Below are 17,306 nucleotides of genomic sequence, written 5' to 3'. Positions count from 1 at the left end.
CCAGGCCATGCGGATCGGGATCGACTTCGACAACACGATCGCCTGCTATGACGGCGTGTTTCATGCGGCCGCGCTCGAGCGCGGCCTGATCCCGGCCGATCTCGGCCGCGACAAGAACAGCGTTCGCGACCATCTCAACGGCTCCGGGCGCAAGGACGACTTCACCGAGCTCCAGGGCTACGTCTACGGTGCCCGGATGGACCTGGTGTCGCCCTACCCTGGCTTCGCGGAGTTCGTGACCGCGGCCCGCGGCGCCGGGCATGACCTGTTCATCGTCAGTCATAAGACCAGACACCCCATTCTCGGTCCGAAGCACGACATGCATGCCGCCGCGCGCGGCTTCCTGACCGACCGCGGGCTGATGGGATCGGCCGCCAGCCAGATCGCGCCGGACCGGGTGTTCTTCGAGCTGACCAAGGACGAGAAGGTCGCCCGTGCGCATGCGCTGGCCTGCGAGGTCTTTGTCGACGACCTGCCGGAGATCCTGGGCATGACCGGATTCCCGCAAGGGATGCGCAAGGTGCTGTTCGACCCGGAGAACCAGTTCGCGACCACGGCCGTCCCTTACGAGCGCCGCGCCTCGTGGGCCGAGATCGCGGCGGATGTCGTCCGTGACCGCGGCTGAGGCCAACGCCGACGCCGCCCTGCTGGCGCTCGCCCAGCGCCTCGCCGCGCAGGCCGGCAAGGCCAGCCCTACGGGACTGACGCGGCTGGCCGGCGGTCGCAACAACCAGGTCTTCCGTCTCGACACGGCCGACGGCCCGCTGGTCCTCAAGCGCTACTTCACCGACGCTCGCGACACCCGCGACCGGCTCGGCGCCGAATGGAGTTTTGTCAGCCATGCCTGGTCGCACGGGGTCCGTGTCGTGCCGGAGCCCCTGGCCTGCGACCGCGCCGAACAGGCTGGCCTGTACAGCTTCGTCGAGGGACGCAAGCTGACGGTCGCGGAGCTGGCGCCCGTTCATGTCGATGCCGCGATCGACTTCGTGCTCGCCGTGAATGCTCCGCCCCGCCCGGCGCTGGCGGCCGGATCCGAGGCCTGCTTCTCCCTCGCCGAGCACCTCGCCACCGTCGAGCGCCGGGTGGCGCGGCTGGCGACGCTCGATGGCGACGTGCCCCATGTGGCCGACGCCCGACAGTTCGTGACCGCACGGCTGCAGCCGGCCTGGGCAGAGGTGAAGGCGACCATTCTGCGCGGCGCCGCGGCCGAAGGGCTCGCCTTCGAGACCGCCATCCCCGCCGATCAGGTCTGCCTGTCGCCGTCCGATTTCGGCTTCCACAACGCACTGATCGACGACCAGGGCAAGCTCACCTTCCTCGACTTCGAATATGCCGGCCGCGACGATCCGGCCAAGCTCGTCTCCGACTTCTTCTGCCAGCCGGAGGTGCCGGTGCCGCTGGCGGTGCACGAGCATTTCATCGACCGGCTCACGGACGGCCTCGGACTGGACGCGGCCAGCGTCGCGCGCTGCCGGCTCCTGCTCGACGCCTACCAGGTCAAGTGGACCTGCATCATCCTGAACGACTTCCTGCCGCTCGGCGCCACCAGGCGCGCCTTCGCCGACACAGGCGCCTGGGCGCAGCGTTGCGCCGCGCAGCTCGCCAAGGCCGACGCCAAGCTCGACCTCATCGGCGCCACATCCGACTAACCGACATCGTAACGCCCGGAGATCTTCATGGCCTATCGCGAGTTCGTCAGTCTCGTCCACAAATCGACCAAGCGCGACTATCTCGCGCGCGTTACCCAGCGCGACAAGGCCGATGTCGCGGAGATGGCGATCAAGTACGACTACGACTACTGGGACGGCAGCCGCGAGACCGGCTATGGCGGCTACAAATATGACGGCCGCTGGCGCAAGGTCGCCGATGCGATGATCGCGACCTACGGCATCAAGCCCGGCATGCGCGTGCTCGACGTCGGTTCCGGCAAGGGCTTCATCCTGCACGATTTCCGCGAAGCCATCCCGGATCTCGAGGTCGCCGGCATCGACGTCTCCTCCTACGGCATCGAGCACACGATGGAGAGCGTGAAGCCGTTCTGCCAGGTCGGCACCGCGGCCAAGCTGCCCTACCCCGACAAGCACTTCGATCTGGTCATCTCGATCAACACGCTGCACAACCTCTACAACTACGATCTCGATGCCGCCCTGCGCGAGATGGAGCGCGTCAGCCGCGGCGCCAAGTATCTCTGCGTCGAGGGCTACCGCAACGAGCGCGAGAAGGTGAACCTGATGTACTGGCAGCTCACCTGCCGCATCTTCCACACCCCCGAGGAATGGGCCTTCGAATTCAAGCGCTCCGGCTACACCGGCGACCACGAATTCATCTTCTTCGAATGAGTGTGAGCTGAGAGCGTCGACAGGCGCTCTCGCGACGCATTGGCATCCGAGCTATCAGTCGACGATCGCTCTCTCGAACGAGAGGGCGCGGGGAAGGCCGGGAGCCTGCCGCCCCCATGGCCCGCCTGCAGAAAGAAGTGCAGGCGGCAGGTACCACAGGTTCGGCTGGGACATCCCGGCCTTCCCCGCGCGACTGGTTTTAACGGTGTCCTCCGTGCTCTCCCTGGGGATCGGCGTTCTTGCCCCCATTTTGCGACAACGCGCCTTTGGCGCGTTGCGCAGACCTCAGCGTCGAGAGGCCAGGACCACACGACTTCGCCGTCCGCGCCGATTGCGCTCGTCTGGCGCAGCCGTCACGTCCATCGCAGCCCACCTCCACGTATCGTGACGACGCGTACGTCCCTCTGCATGAGGCGGGATGACGCGAGAGAACCATATTTTCCGATAAAACGAAAGAAGAATATCTTTCCCGGCAGGACTGGACAGGGGTGATGCACCTGAAGATGCGGACCAATTCGTCTTTGACGCGCACGCCGGACCGGTTCGACCATCAGCGGCGCCTCGCCGGCCGACACCCACGCAAAACGAGTGCAGAGCCCGCATGCCGCTTTTGCGATCTTTGCAAAATGTATCTACAAATTGGCGGCGGACATCGCGAACGGCGGGGAACGGGGCTGTCATGACCAAGTCATTGAAGGTGGCGATTGCCGAAGGCCTCCCCCCCAGACGCTGTTCAAGCTGCGCTCGATCAAGCGCGCGCTGATGGGGCAGCCGCCCCCGGAACGGCCGCAGGCTGCTCCGGAGCCAGAGCCCCAGCCCGAGCCTCAACCGGCCCCCGCGCCGGTCGTCGAAGCGGTGTCGGAGCCGCGGACGCGGCAGACCGAAGCCCTGGAACGGCTCGACGCCCACAAAATCAGCGCACCGTACCTGTTCTTCGACATCGACGACGTCCTTATCCTCCCCGCCAAGGAGATCGCGCGCACGCTGACCTTGAGCGTGATGTACATCAACAGCGCCGACGTCAAAGGCGATATCGCCGAATTCGGCACCATGGGCGGTTTCACCGCACGCACCCTGGCGAACGCGATGGTGTTCGACCCGCGCTATCAGCCGAACCAGCCGCTGCGCAAACTGCGCCTGTTCGACAGCTTCGAGGGCCTGCCGGAAATCACGGCGCAGGTCGACCTCGAGTCGCAGCACGTGAAATCGGGCACCTGGTCGAAGGGCGGCTGCCGGATTCTCAGCGCCGCGGATCTGCGGACCATGGTCGAGGCCATCATCCCGCCCAGCCGGGTCGAGATCTATGAGGGCTGGTTCGCCGACACGGTGAAGCTGCTCCCGGACGACACGCGCTTTGCGCTGATCCATTTCGACGGCGACCTGTATTCGTCAACCATGGACGCGCTGGTGCCGTGCTTCGAACGCGGCTTCATCTCGAAGGGCGCCGTGCTCTGCTTCGACGACTGGAACTGCAACGAGGCCGACCCCGAGGCCGGCGAGCGCAAGGCCTGGGCCGACCTCGTCAGCCGCTTCAATATCGTCGCCAGCCATTCCGGCGACTACTCGATCCAGGGTACCAAGTTCATCATTCATTCCTATCTCGGAATGAAGCCGAGGGCTTGAGCAGCATGCGCTTCGCTTTCATTGCGTCGCGGCCCCGTGCGGTCAGAGGGTGAATGCATGAGTTGTCCCTACACCACGCTGCCCGCGAGCAGCTTCTGGCGTCAGGCCGTTGCCGAGCGCAGCCCATCCGATCTCGATCCTCATCTGACCGCGCGGCTCCGCTTCGGTCCAGATCAGCGCGTCGCCTCGGCCGGCAGTTGCTTCGCGCAGCACATCTCGCGCGCCCTGAAGGAGCGGGGCTACAATTACCATGTCACCGAGCCCGCACCGCCGCATCTCACGCCCGAGCAGGAGGAGCGCTTCGGCTATGGCGTGTTCTCCGCGCGCTACGGCAACGTCTACAGCACCTTGCAACTGCTGCAACTGCTGCAGCGGGCGTTCGGAGCTTTCCAACCGGCCGATCAGTTCTGGACCGACAGCGACGGCTGGGTGTTCGATCTGCTGCGCCCCCGCATCACGCCGCGCGGCTACGTCTCGATGGTCGAGGCCGAAGTCGATCTGAAGCAGCATTTGCAGGCGGTGCGGCGGCTCTTCGAAACCACCGACATCTTCATCTTCACGCTCGGTCTGACCGAGAGCTGGGTGTCCAAGCTCGACGGCACGGTGTATCCGACCTGTCCGGGGTGCGGCAGCGCCGGCGACTTCGACGATGCCAAATACGCGTTCCACAATCTCTCGGTCATGGAGACCACCGGCTATCTTGCCGAGGCGATCAACCTGATGTCGGCAGCCAATCCGCGCCTGCAGATCATCCTGACGGTCTCGCCGGTCCCGCTTGCGGCCACCATGGAGCCGCGCCACGTGCTGCAGGCCACGGCCTATTCCAAGAGCGTGCTGCGCGTCGCCGCGGAGGAGATGGTCCGGCGCTACGACAACGTGCATTACTTCGCATCCTACGAGATCATCACCAATGCGAAGAACGCGGGAGCGTATTTCGCCGACGATGCGCGCTCGGTCACGTCCGAGGGCGTCGCGCGCGCGATGAAGCTGTTCTTCGCGCAGTTCACCGGCGAGGACGCTGGCGCAGAGGTGCGATCCGCACGTGATGACGAACGAATGCAACCGGCGGCTCCTCCGACCGCGCCGCAGATCATCTGCGACGAGGACGAGTTCTACCGCGCACTGGCCGCGAGCCGTAACAACTGAGGACGAGCGGCGGCTGCGGCCGAGCCTGTGATGTGAGGGGAAGTATCAGCGTGGACACCGAGCTCGAAGCGGTTCTGCCGGTCTATATCGTCGGCGACAGCCATTCCCTGCCGTATCGGAACATGGTGTTCCGCGAGCGTTGGACCGGCGCCTGGGTGATGGCCCGCACCAAGTACATCCCCGGCGCCACGGCGCGGGAGTTCTACGATCCCGCCACCGGCGAGTTTCATCCCGACTTCATCGCCTTCCTCGAATATGAAGGCCTGGTGCGCAACGGACGCGCGACGCATCTGTCGATGGACGAGGTCGATTTCGCCATTGCCAAAGCGGTCGGCCAGGCCGTGCGGCCGCCGCTGATCATGATCACCGTCGGCGAGATCGACGTTCGCGGTCCGCTCCTGCAACTCCTCAAGGACACCCACGACTTCGTTCCGCCGTTCGCCACGACGCTGCCTCTGCTCGACAAGCCGCTGGTGCCGTGGGATCTCATCGACGAGGCGATCGAAGCCCGGCTCGGGCCGCTCGTCGCCGGGCTCGATCAGCTGGTCAAAGCCGGCTTCAAGCGCGTCTACGTGCAGAGCGTGGTTCCTCCGACCCGGCAGGAAGCGCGCATCCGCGAACTGCAGAACTACGACTGCCCGGTGTCGGTGCGCACCAAGCTGGTCCAGGCGTTCAACTGGAAGCTGGCGCAGAAGGTGCGTTCGGTGAACCTGTTCATGATCGACCGCTGGTCAGACCTGACGGACGGCGATCTGTTGCGTCCGGAGTTCGATTTCGACGGGGTGCATCTGCCGCCGAAGGGCGCCCGTCTCCTGCTCGAGGCGCTCATCGATCACGCGATCGACAGCCGCGGCCTCGTCGCCAATCATCCGCGATACGAACTGTATTATCGAATGGCGTGCGGCCTGGACCCGTTCCAGCCGACCAAGCCGAACGCAGCATGAGGACAGCATGGCCTTGGGATCGATGATCAGCACCGCCAAGCAGCGGCTCAAGGGCGGCGTCAACCAGGCGCTCGGCGCTCTCGGCTACCGCCTGGTGCGGGCCGACACGCTCGACCGCCTGAATGGACATCTCAGTCCTGACGCAGCCCCCGCAGACAAGAACGGCACGGCGCAGCCGCGCCGGCTGACGCTGCTCCCGGCCGCGAACAGCGCCCCGCCGCTGTGCACGGCCCATGCGCCGAAGTTCGATCCGCACAAGACGCCGAGCCAGCTCGCCGACAAGATCGTCGCGTTCCAGCAGAACGGCGTCACGGTGATCAGCACGAATCCGGAAAAGGCGACCATGTTCCGGGAAACGGAGAGCTTCGATCGCGACGTCAGCAATCGCCACTCGGCGTGGGACTGGGCCGGCAACAGCGTCGCCTCCTACACGCAGGATCTGCAGACCGGGATGCCGTCGGCCGCCCTCGTCGACTATCTGCACGCGCTGTTCAGCGGCGGCGATTTCGATTCCTTCTTCCGCGGTGTGCTCGGCTGCCCGGCCAAGGTCGCCAATGTCCGGCTGGTGCGCTCGAAGCCGCATGTGACCGAGGGCGTCGGCCCCCAGGAATGGCATAGCGACCACTGTCCCGCCGGCGTCATTCGCGGCGTGCTCTATCTCTGCGATGTCGACGAGCAGACCGGTCCCTTCCAGTATCGCGACGCCAATTACCGGGAGCACACGGTTCTGGGCAAGACCGGTGATCTGCTGGTGTTCGACGCAACCCGCCTCATGCATCGCGGCAGCCCGCCGTCGCACAAGACACGCTCCGCGATTGATCTGGTATTCATGCCCCGCATGCCCGACGAGGAGATGACGATCATGGTCGCCGGCATGAACCACTGGCCGGCGGACCCGTTCTTCGTCAAGCTGCCGAAGGAGCGGACCGCAGACGTCCACGACGCGCTGGCCGACGGACGCCGGGCTGCCAGCCTCTATTGACGCATGGCCGCCCGCTTGCACCAGGAATGGAGGCAGGGGCTGGGATGCGCTCGCGCCTCTCATAAGGCGTCAGGCTTGATCATCAGGCCCTGTCCGGTGGGCAGTGCCAGGATCGCAACGCCGCGCTCGGCCGCGAAGGCGTCGAACGCTGCCTTCTGGGCCTCGTAGCGGACAAAGCCGTAATCATCGAGCAGGATCGGAGCGCCAGGCGACAGCTTGTCCCAGAAGTAGTTCGCGGCGGCGATCTCGGGGGCCGCATTGTTCATGTCGATCGAGAGGTAGGCAACCTTGCCGATGTCGACGCTGGTCAGCGTCTCCGGAACGCTGCCGCGGGTGATCACGACATCCTTGAACTCCGCGAAGTTCCTGACGACGTGGTCGTAGATATCCTCCCCGTAGCCGATCCGGAAATGCGGAATGTTGATCAGCTCCTCGTCCGCCAACTGCGTTTCGTCGACCCCTCGGAACGTATCGAACAGGAAGAATTTCCTGCCGACGCTGTTCCAATCGAAATAGGAGGCGATGGCCGTGCTCAACAGACCCTTCCAGACACCGCATTCGACGAAGTCCCCCTCGAGCCGCAGGGCGAGGCTGGCACACCACAGCGCGACGTGAACACGCCAGTAATAGCGATGGTCGATGACCGTCGATTGCACCGCGCGCTTGTAGGCGGCAACGAAGCGCGGCTCGCGCATGAAGTCGTGATTGTGGATCACGTGGGGATCATTGCGCAGTCCATCGAAATCGTAGATCGGAACATAGATGCCGTCGCCCGCCGGCGCCTCCTGTCCGGACTGCGGCGGTGACTGCTGCACGGCCGCTCCCCCGGCCGACAGCAATTCGACGGTGCGGCGTAGCTGCACCAGCTCGTCTCCCTGGACCCGGAGCGCAGCCGATTCACGCTGCAGCGTCGTGAGATAGGCCCGGCTGACCGTCTCTACCGGCTCACCATCGCGTGGCACCATGCGAAACTTGTTGGCTTCAACGCTGCTCCGAAAAGCGGCCTCCACCTGCTTGGCAACAGGGTCCGCAACGGCCGGCACCTCAGCGGGGACCGGGTCCGGTCCCCGGGCAGGAGGCGCTGCGGACGCTGCCGCGCGCTGAGCCGCCACCAACCGATCGATCGTCTCAGTTCGCACCAACTGCAAACCAACCGAGCGTAACATCTGGTTGGTGATACCTTTCCCAGCCGTGACCAGTCCCATCTGCCATCCCCAGCATCTACGCACAGAACCTGTAAGTTGTGGCAGGTCTCCGACACGTTGTCCAACGCTCGGACCGTGTAGCAGCCGATCGTGACCGCTGATAGATCGACGTCCAACGCTGTTCCCCGTGGAGATGATGCGCTCGCCTTCACGGAACTGCTCGGCGTCGCCGACCGACCTTTTCCTTGCACAGCCATCGCGGGAACGTTAAGCGGGATAGCCGGGCCGAAACGGTCTTGATGACCGCTTCTTTCGAGGTCGCATGGCGCCTGGGCTGCACCGCGTCGGAGATATTCGAATGCTTACCCCGTTGAAGAATGGGCTTGCAAATGCACTCTCGCCGGCGGCGCTCTACTGGCTGCGCTCGGTCAAGCGCGCAATCATGTCCGAGCCCCCATTGCCCTGGCCGGGTGGCCCCCATCAGGAGCCTGGAACGAACACGTCGTCCCCGCCTGTGATCGCTGCCCCCGCTCCGAGCGAGGATGGTCGGCCGATACAGGACATCGCACTCGAGAGATACAAGCTTCACCAGCTTCCTTCGCCAGACTCCTACTATACCTACGAAGACGTTCTCATCGTTGCGGCACAGGAAATAGCAAAGATGCTGACGCTTTCCGTGCAGTACATCAATGGGTCACACGTCTATGGCGACGTCGCCGAGTTCGGCACCATGGGAGGCTTCACCGCGAAGGCTCTTGCCACATCGATGGTCTTCGACCTGCAACGTCAGCCGCTGAGCAAGAGCGCATCCGGCGAGAATCCCTTTCGCGTTCTGAGATTGTTCGACAGTTTCGAGGGACTGCCGGAAATCACGTCTCCTGTGGACCTGTCATCTCCCCATGTGGTCTCCGGGGCGTGGGCGAAGGGCGGATGCAAAGTGCTGGCCGCACCGGAGCTGCGCGAGCGGATCGGCAGGATCATCCCGCCCCATCGTTTCGAGATCTATGACGGCTGGTTTGCAGACACGGTCAAGACACTGCCGCCGGAGACGCGTTTTGCGCTGATCCATTTCGACGGCGATCTCTATCAGTCGACGATGGACGCCCTGGTGCCGCTGTTCCAGCGCGGGATGGTCTCGACGGGGGCGGCGCTTCTGTTCGACGATTGGAATGCCAATCGCGCGCTTCCAAGCACCGGCGAACGCCGAGCCTGGCGCGAATTGGTCGCAGAGTTCGACATTGAAGCCAGTGACTGCGGCGACTACTCCATCGCCGGAAAGCGCTTCATCATCCACTCCTATCGCGGCATCCCGGCGGACCCGGAATAGCCGGCTCAACGAGACCGCTGCCGGGACGGACCGAGCAGGCGGTCGAGGGTGTCGCTCGCCAGGAAGATGGAACCGGGCACCGTAAGATGCCCGGCATCAAATGCCGTCAGTTGAGAGCCGCCGGGGCCGATGCGGCTGAGACATCCCTCGTCGTTGCAGAAGACATCACGCACCGAGATGTAATCGATCCCGAGCTCGCGGGTGAGCGCGCGAAGCAGCGCGTCGCGCCCGCGCGTCCATTCATCGTTGGAACGAAACCATGTTCGTTCCGGCAATATCTTCCCGGTCTGCCGATAGTACTCCAGCACGTTGTGCGACAGACCAACGCCTTGCCAGCCGGGCGGCGGACCCATCACGACGATACGACCGACCCCTTGCGCCCGGAGCTGCTCGACCGTGCGCGGTAGATCCTCGCGCAGCTCGGCTTCACCGTGGCCCCACGTCGCATCGAGGATGACAACATCGGGACGCAAGCGACCAATCCGCTGCACGACGTCAACGTTGATGCTCTTGCAGAATGGGCGCGCTGCGAGCGTGTAGCCGATCAGCGGCGGGCAGGCGGAGGCCGTGTACTGGGCGACGTCGTAGCCGCGCTCCGGCGAGAAGTGCAGCAGCCCCGGATACAGCGCGGCCCCGTAGGAGTCGCCCCAGATCAGCAACAGCGGCCGGCCTCCCTGCCCCGCGCAGTCGGCGCCGAACTCGGATGCGGGTTGCAGGATCAGCAGACAGCGGCCACGGCGCCAGTGCGACGTCGTCTCGCTGCCCGAGAGCATGAATCCCCTGATCTCCGGGGCGAACCGAACCGGCAATCCGCGCGTGGTGGTCGCAGTGATGCCGACCGCCCCCACCATGGTCATGGCGGCCAGCAACGGCCCGACCCGCCATGCGACCGGGGCCGCTCCGAACCTGAGCGGCCGCTCGATGGAACGCCACGTGACCCAGGCCAGCACGGCGCTGAGCCCAAGCACAGCGAACAGCGCCCATTCCGGGGCCGCGCCGGCGAAATGCAGCCTGGTGAAGACGAGGAGTGGATAGTGCCAGAGATAGAGCGGGTAGCTGATGAGACCGACGAAGACCAGCGGAGGCCAGCGCAACATCCGGTGAACCAGCGTGTCGCCGGTTGCGATCAAGAGCATGGCGGAAATCACGACAATGATGGTCCGGACGCCCGGCCAGGGCGAGGCTGCGCTGAAGCTGAAGAATGCCGCGAAAAGACCTGCCGCCGCGATCGCGGCGAGCAGGCTTCCGCTCGCCGCCGTCGTTCGAAGGATGGGACGCTGCGGCAACCACACCGCCAGGAGCGATCCGGCCAACAGCTCCCAGCCTCGCGTGGTTGGCGCGTAGAAGGCCCAGGCCGCCTGCTCGGCGGGGGTCGCCAGGCAGACCGCAAGCGAGCCAAGGCCCAGCGCTGCAACGATGGCCACCTTGTGCGACGGCCTGCGGGCGATCAGCACGAAGGCAGCCGGCCACAGGATGTAGTATTGCTCCTCGATGCCGAGCGACCAAAGATGCAGTAGCGGAAGACGCTCGGCGCCCGGATCGAAATATCCGACGATCTGCTCGTGCAGCATGAAATTCTCAATGAACGCTGCAGCACCCGTGATGTTGGACCCGAGTGCTTCCATCTGGGCCACCGGGAACACAAACCACGCGATCAGGAAGGTCGCCAGTACCACCGTGATCAGGGCCGGGAAGATCCGCAGGATGCGGCGGGCGTAGAACGTCGCGAAGCTGAAGCTCTTGTCCGCGCGCTGTTGGTCGATCATGCCCGTGATCAGATAGCCCGAGATCACGAAGAAGACGTCGACGCCGGCAAAGCCGCCGGGCAGCAGCTGCGGGAAGGCGTGATAGATGAGCACGACGATCACCGCGATCGCACGCAGCCCGTCGATGTCTGGCCAGTACTTCAACGCATGCGCCGTGGTCGCCTGCGGCGACGAGACGCTGCCGTCGGTTCGGTGGTCAACGCTGCCGACGATCGTCATTCTCGCGCATCCGTTGAAACGCACTGGTCGTCTCCAGAGCGCTGATAAGATCGCGGGTGAAGTCGCCGGCGCCCCTGCGATCGAGATGGCCACCGCCGTCCCAGCTCGAATAGTCGGTGCGCGCCGGCATCGCCGTTTCGATGCCGACGGCGTCAGCGATTTCGCGCACCTGAGTCCGACAGCCGTGGAAATTCGGCACCAGGGTGAGCACGACGGGCGCTCCGAGCGACTGCACCAGATCGCGCGCATTGGCAACGAGATCCGGCGTGGCGTGGCAGTCCGGATCGCGCGTCATCTTCACGCCGGGATTTCCATCGGCGAGAAAACGCGGAAACCCGCGCATGTCGGCCGCACCGGTCCGGTCGTCGCGCTCGAACGCCGGAATCGCGTTTGCCCTTGGCGCCGCAAAGGCGCGGCGGACATCGCGCGTCGCGTCTTCGAACCGCCAGCGCAGATTGCGCCGGACCACCTCGTAACGTGCGCCGAAGCGGCTGAGCGTCGTACTCGGGATCGGACGGACGTCGGCACCGAAGGAGCGGGTCAGGTTGCGGTGGAAGAAGCTGCCGCCGCCGCCACCGTCATCGGCATTCACGATCCAGAGGCGCGGATGAAGATGATGCTTGAGGGCGACCTGCCGCGCGAACTCGCCGCTGGCGACACCGACGAAGGCCATGTTGTAGAATTTCAGGCCATAGGTCCATTCGAGGCGGTCGCGAATGACGTTGCCATCGATCGCGAACGACACCAGCGAGGAGCCGAGGATGATGATGTCCGCCTGCCGCGCATGCTCGATCGAGCGGCCGATATTGTGGAAGAACAGATCCTGGTCCTGGATCTCGGTGACGCCGTCGCCACCGAAGTCGCGATACCACGCGGCGTCGCCCGGCCTGCTGATCGCGCTGAAATGGTCGCCGCCCTTGACGGCGAACCAAAGCGACAGGCCGCCCAGCATCGCGACGGTCAGTCCGAGCAGGCAACCCAGATAGCGCCGGCCGGCGCGGCCCGGTTCGCCTTGGCCCACATCCCCGCTTGGAAGACCCGCTTCCTCTGTCCGACGATTCATCGAGTGACCCGGGCGATCGGCCAACATGCCTATTTTTCAAAACCGGGCACAGCGTCCAGCGCCCGTCCGGCCACGAAGATCGCGCCGGGATAAGTCAGATGGCCGATGTCATAGCTCGTGAGTTCTGATCCATCCTTCCCGATGCGGGCGAGACACCCGTCATTGTTGCACATGATCTGGCGGGTCGAGACGTACTGGATCTCCAGTGTCTTTGCTTCGCTCTCGAGAAACGCCTCCTGAGCGCGTGTCCAGTTATCGTTGGAGCGATACCACGTCCGCGCCGGCAGCAGGTCATGAGTTCGGAAGTAATACTCAAGAAGATTGGTCGGCAAGCCGTCGCCTAACCAAGAGGCCGGAGGCCCCAGCAGAACGATCTTGGGAACGCCGACGGCTTTCAATCGCAACACCGTTCGTTGGAGCCCGTCACGAACCGATTCAGTTGGCCCATAACTCCAGGTGGAATACAGAAGCACCAGCTCGGGCTTGAGCTCAGCGAGCCGGTCGGCGACGAAATCATTCGCTCCCTTGCAGCCCGGTCTGTCCGTCTGAACAAAGCCAATCAGCGGTGGACAGGAAGAAGCGGTGTATTCCGCCACGTCGAACCGTCGCTCGTCACCAAGATATCTGAGCCCAGGATAGAGAGACGCGCCGAACGAATCACCCCAAACAAGCACGAGCGGATGACGCCCCTCCCCCGCGCATTCGGCGGCGAAATCGGCCGCGCTCTGGTCTGGTAGCAGCAGGCACTTGCCCTGACGCCAGTGGATCGATGTCTCCCCACCGGTCAGCATGTAGCTGCGAATGCTCTCTGGGATCCGACCGGGGAAGCCATTGGTACGATCGACGGACAGTCCGACCAATCCGAGCGCAGCCATGCCGCCCACAAGAGCTCCAATCTTGAGCAGCACCAGCCGCCGCCCGAACCGGATCGGCCGCTCGATATAGCGATAGGTCAGCCAGGCCAGCACGACGCTGGCGATCATGATGGCCCACATCACCGAAGGTGCGACCCCATCGACGAAATGGGTCCGCGCATAGGCCATCAGCGGATAGTGCCAGAGATAGAGCGGATAGCTGATCAGGCCGACGAAGACGCTGGCGCCCGCGCCCAGCACAAGGCGATGGACGAGTGTGCCGCTGGTCCCGATCAGCACGGCGGCGGCCAGCACCGGAACCAGCGTGAGGAAGCCGGGGTGCGGCAGCTTGCGATCATAGAGCCAGAACGCCGCGCCGATCGCCAGCAACGCAGCCCAGGCGGCGATTTCGCGACCGATGAGCACCGCCGGTCCCGGCGCATTGGCCGCGCCCCTGCCGCCGACCCACAACGCGAGCGCCGAGCCGACCAGCAGCTCCCAGGCGCGGGTGACCGGAAGATAGAACGCGTAATCGGGCGCCCGCGGCTGCACGACAACGCAGGCGACGAACGAGGCCGCGGCGAGCGCCATTGTGATCGCAAAGCTCCTGCGCCGCCACGCGCCGATCAGCATCAGCAACAGCGGCCAGGCCACGTAGTACTGCTCCTCGATCGCCAGCGACCAGAGATGCAGCAGCGGCTTCTTGTCCGCGGCGAGGTCGAAATAGCCGACCTGGCCGAGCAGGATGAAGTTCTGGATGAAGATCGCGCCGCCCGCGATATTGGTGCCGAGCGACTTCATCTCACGTGGCGGCAGCACGAACCATGCGATCAGGAAGGTGACGAGCACGACGATGATCAGCGCGGGAAAGATGCGGCGGATGCGGCGTGCATAGAAGTCGGCGACGCTGAACCTGCCCGACAGCATCTGCTTGTGGATGATGCCGGTGATCAGGTAGCCGGAGATGACGAAGAAGATGTCGACGCCGTAGAAGCCGCCGGGAACGGTGGTCGGAAATGCGTGATAGAGCAGAACGGGCAGCACGGCGACCGCGCGCAGGCCGTCGATATCCTTGCGATAACCGAGGGGCGTCGCGCGGGCCTCGTCGCGGGCAAGGTTCGGCTGGACAAAGTTCATCGGCTCGGGGCGCTCCAGGACAGCTTCGGCAGAAAAGCTGAATCCGTCCAAAGGACGTAGCAGTAAGGCCGCCGGCTGCCGACAAATTCGGAGATATTCACAAGTTTTTCCCGGACCTCACCGGCCGTCCGATGGCACGCAACGCGCTGACAACGGGACCAGCCTCGCGTTGGTGGTCTACAGGACGTCGACGGTCTTCAAGGCGCCCTCGCCATCCCCTTCGCTTACGATCGGCTCGCATGGGTGGCGGCCTCGCCATTGCGAAGGTCCACGATCTGCGTCACACCTCCAGATCGACAATCACGCACGAAAATGCGGACAAAGGCTATCTGTCGTCCAGTTCGTTGACAAGAGCGACGACATCGAACGAACCGAGATCACAACCTCGGGTCAGTCGGCTGTTCTACATGCCGCCCGCCTCTCGCACCCCTCCGGAGCGCCGCTCGCTCAACGGCTTGCGGCCGGCTGAATAGAACTATATTCGAAGAGCAGTATAGTCATGAGCTGCGCAGCCGTCGCGGTCGGGCATGGGGCTCCAGAATGTCCTTCGAGTCCATCCATCCAGATCCGGCCGGCCAACCCGCGCCACGCCGGCAGGGCATGATCCGATCACTGAAATCGAGCCTGGCTGAGCGTGGCGTAAAGGCGATCAGCTGGTACCTGAACGTCGTCGGCGAGCGGGCCGAATCCCTCAAGGACCTGATCTTTGCGCTGTTGCCGTTCCGCCAGGCATTCATGGTCGCACTCGTTTTTCACCGCTATGCACATCGAAATGAGTTCGACCGGCAGTTTCGCTATTTCTGCGGACCCGATCTGGACAAGGAAATGGGATGGGTGCTCGCCAGTCCCCGTTCGGATCAATACTGCAATGAGCTGATCCTCTTCCTTCTGATGTGCGAAAAGGACAAGCATGCTCTCCAACTGTTTCCCAACATCGACTGGGGACGGGTTGACGATGAGTTCATGGAGGCGATTGGCAGGCTGACGAACAAGCTGACGTCCGGCTATTTCATGGAGTTGCTGGCGCAGGCCCACACGATCGATTGGATCGCCCTTCGCCCCCGGGACCTGCGTCGGTTTGCCGAACTGATCAACGTCATGCTGGAGCATCGGAACTTCCGTTATGAACAGAGGTCCTTCGAAGGACGACAATACGATGCTCGCAGAGACGGCGATCCCGTGCCGCTCGAGGCCCCTCTCGACCGTTACGTCCACGAATATTTCTGCGACAAGGAACTGATCGAGACCCTGGTCACTGAGCTGAACCTTGCCCGCTACGACGATATCCTCGCCGCACGCGAGGACCGCGGCCAATATTGGGAACGGTTTCCCGCCGACCATCCGCAGCGCAAGGTGCTGTCCGAGATCAACCTGTTCTACGCCTATCGCAACCTTCTGCTGACGACATACCACAGCGGCGAGGGGTTCCACGTCCCCCAGGTCTACACCAAGCTGACGGAGACACAGAAGCGCCTGCGCCGCCACCTTCCCGCTCCCAGCCCTCAGCTCAAGGCCCTTCTCAAGAAGCTCGACACCGATCTGTCGGACGTCAAGCTGCTCTCTCCGGACTGGAGCGCGTTGATCGGCCATAATGGCCACCTCAACGTTCATCTGATGATGCGCGAGATGGGGTGGTGGCAGGGCCAGCCGCTGCTGCTGGCCTACAAGGACCGGATAGCCAACAAGCCGTTCCTGTCGCTGTTCTCGGACATCTGTCCGACGCTCACGCTGGGCGAGAACGTCAGCACCGGCGTGTGGCACGAGCTCGCCAGCCTCACGCCCTTCATCGGCGATTCCCACCAGGCATTCCGCTTCGAGGACGGACGTGCGGTGTACTGGAACGATGCGGGGTCACTGGCGCTCAAGCAGTGGGAAAGCCGGCAGCGAACCTTTCCGCTGCGCGACATCTACGACCGCCGGCTGCTCGCCGACAACCGCATCGAGCTGACCTACCAGGACTACCGTCGCAGATGGGGCATGGCGGACGGCGACTGGTTCGTCTGCCTGCACGTGCGGGACGCCCAGACCCGGAATGATACCGACGGGGTCGGCGAATCCATCCGCAACGCATCGCTGGCGAGCTATCTCGATGCGGTCCGTCACATCACCGGATGCGGCGGCTGGGTTATCCGGATGGGCGGTGGCAAGGTGCCCCCGTTCCCGCAAATGGAACGTGTGGTGGACTATGCCCGCAGCGACGATGCATTTCCGGAGATGGACATTCATTTGATGCGCCGTGCGCGCATGTTCATCGGGACCACCTCCGGCTTTGCCTATGTGGCAAGCAGCTTCGGCATTCCGACCGCCATGGTGAATGCGTTGAGTTCGATCGGGCTGTTGTGGTCGAGGGACACCCGCTTTGCGCTGAAGCCCGTGCACAGGGCCGATGGCCGGATGCTGTCATTGAGCGAATGGACCTCGGAACGGTATCGTTGGGCCTATCCGACCCATGAATCCGTGGCGCGCGCCGAGCTCGTCGTGAGCGAGAGCAGTTCCGACGAAATTCTGGAAACCGTGCGCGAGGTGCTCGAAATCTCCGATCCCCTGCGGAAAGGACCCGCTCCTGGCGTGGACGGCAGCTGGGAACCTCACGTCCAGGTGCCGGGCTTCTTCGGCAGTTCGCGGCCAAGCCGGTATTTTCTGGAGAAGTACGCGAGCGACCTGCTGAGGGGCGAATGAGTTCGACGTGATCGACATCTCGCGACGGCCAGCACCTTGCTACGACCATGAGTGGGCCTGAGAGCTCGATATCGGCGTCTGT

Annotated in this window: 12 protein-coding genes and 1 pseudogene; 9 read left to right on the top strand and 4 right to left on the bottom strand. The window is 64.2% G+C overall.

The annotated features are described in order from the left end of the window. The first annotated feature begins 7 nt into the window (after window positions 1–7). From QW861_RS08670 to QW861_RS08640, 7 genes and pseudogenes are all read left to right on the top strand, one after another. Window positions 8–625, top strand: a complete 618-nt coding sequence (locus tag QW861_RS08670; protein WP_315753231.1) for a hypothetical protein — start codon at window positions 8–10, stop codon at window positions 623–625. Beyond that, the gene (locus tag QW861_RS08665) at window positions 612–1,649 is read left to right on the top strand and encodes an aminoglycoside phosphotransferase family protein (RefSeq protein WP_316192918.1); all 1,038 of its coding nucleotides are present in this window, start codon (window positions 612–614) and stop codon (window positions 1,647–1,649) included. Before QW861_RS08670 ends, QW861_RS08665 begins: the two co-directional genes overlap by 14 nt. A 27-nt stretch (window positions 1,650–1,676) precedes the next feature. Next, window positions 1,677–2,339, top strand: a complete 663-nt coding sequence (locus tag QW861_RS08660) for a class I SAM-dependent methyltransferase (protein ID WP_315712807.1) — start codon at window positions 1,677–1,679, stop codon at window positions 2,337–2,339. Between the two features lie 679 nt (window positions 2,340–3,018). After that, window positions 3,019–3,962, top strand: a pseudogene (locus QW861_RS08655) (TylF/MycF/NovP-related O-methyltransferase). Window positions 3,963–4,019: 57 nt separating this feature from the next. After that, on the top strand, window positions 4,020–5,108 hold the full coding sequence (locus tag QW861_RS08650) for a GSCFA domain-containing protein (RefSeq protein ID WP_315753233.1): 1,089 nt from the start codon (window positions 4,020–4,022) through the stop codon (window positions 5,106–5,108). 50 nt (window positions 5,109–5,158) lie between these two features. Beyond that, window positions 5,159–6,052: a hypothetical protein gene (locus QW861_RS08645; RefSeq protein WP_315753234.1), complete on the top strand. Its 894-nt coding sequence runs from the start codon at window positions 5,159–5,161 to the stop codon at window positions 6,050–6,052. Between the two features lie 7 nt (window positions 6,053–6,059). Continuing rightward, on the top strand, window positions 6,060–7,034 hold the full coding sequence (locus QW861_RS08640) for a hypothetical protein (protein ID WP_315753236.1): 975 nt from the start codon (window positions 6,060–6,062) through the stop codon (window positions 7,032–7,034). A gap of 59 nt (window positions 7,035–7,093) precedes the next feature. On the opposite strand, the gene QW861_RS08635 is transcribed toward QW861_RS08640, so the two are convergent. Next, window positions 7,094–7,999: a TylF/MycF/NovP-related O-methyltransferase gene (locus tag QW861_RS08635; RefSeq protein ID WP_315753238.1), complete on the bottom strand. Its 906-nt coding sequence runs from the start codon at window positions 7,997–7,999 to the stop codon at window positions 7,094–7,096. A 538-nt stretch (window positions 8,000–8,537) separates the two neighbouring features. On the opposite strand from QW861_RS08635, the gene QW861_RS08630 reads away from it, so the two are divergent. Beyond that, window positions 8,538–9,506 (top strand): TylF/MycF/NovP-related O-methyltransferase, encoded by a 969-nt coding sequence (locus tag QW861_RS08630; RefSeq protein WP_315753240.1) that lies wholly within the window; start codon window positions 8,538–8,540, stop codon window positions 9,504–9,506. A 5-nt stretch (window positions 9,507–9,511) separates the two neighbouring features. Here the strand turns inward: QW861_RS08630 and QW861_RS08625 are convergent, their stop codons facing one another. The 3 genes from QW861_RS08625 to QW861_RS08615 all read right to left on the bottom strand — a co-directional run bounded on the left by QW861_RS08625 (window position 9,512) and on the right by QW861_RS08615 (window position 14,545). Next, entirely contained in the window at window positions 9,512–11,491 is a 1,980-nt protein-coding gene (locus QW861_RS08625) for an acyltransferase family protein (protein ID WP_315753242.1), read from the bottom strand. Then, window positions 11,469–12,512 carry a hypothetical protein gene (locus tag QW861_RS08620; protein ID WP_315753244.1) on the bottom strand — a complete coding sequence of 348 codons (1,044 nt, stop codon included), beginning with the start codon at window positions 12,510–12,512 and terminating at the stop codon, window positions 11,469–11,471. Before QW861_RS08620 ends, QW861_RS08625 begins: the two co-directional genes overlap by 23 nt. Before the next feature lie 71 nt (window positions 12,513–12,583). After that, the gene (locus QW861_RS08615; RefSeq protein ID WP_315753246.1) at window positions 12,584–14,545 is read right to left on the bottom strand and encodes an acyltransferase family protein; all 1,962 of its coding nucleotides are present in this window, start codon (window positions 14,543–14,545) and stop codon (window positions 12,584–12,586) included. A gap of 540 nt (window positions 14,546–15,085) precedes the next feature. On the opposite strand from QW861_RS08615, the gene QW861_RS08610 reads away from it, so the two are divergent. Further along, the gene (locus tag QW861_RS08610; RefSeq protein WP_316172939.1) at window positions 15,086–17,224 is read left to right on the top strand and encodes a TIGR04372 family glycosyltransferase; all 2,139 of its coding nucleotides are present in this window, start codon (window positions 15,086–15,088) and stop codon (window positions 17,222–17,224) included. Window positions 17,225–17,306: the final 82 nt, after the last annotated feature.

Source organism: Bradyrhizobium sp. SZCCHNRI1029 (assembly GCF_032487555.1).
GTDB lineage: Bacteria > Pseudomonadota > Alphaproteobacteria > Rhizobiales > Xanthobacteraceae > Bradyrhizobium.
This window is presented reverse-complemented; position numbering and strand designations above follow the sequence as displayed.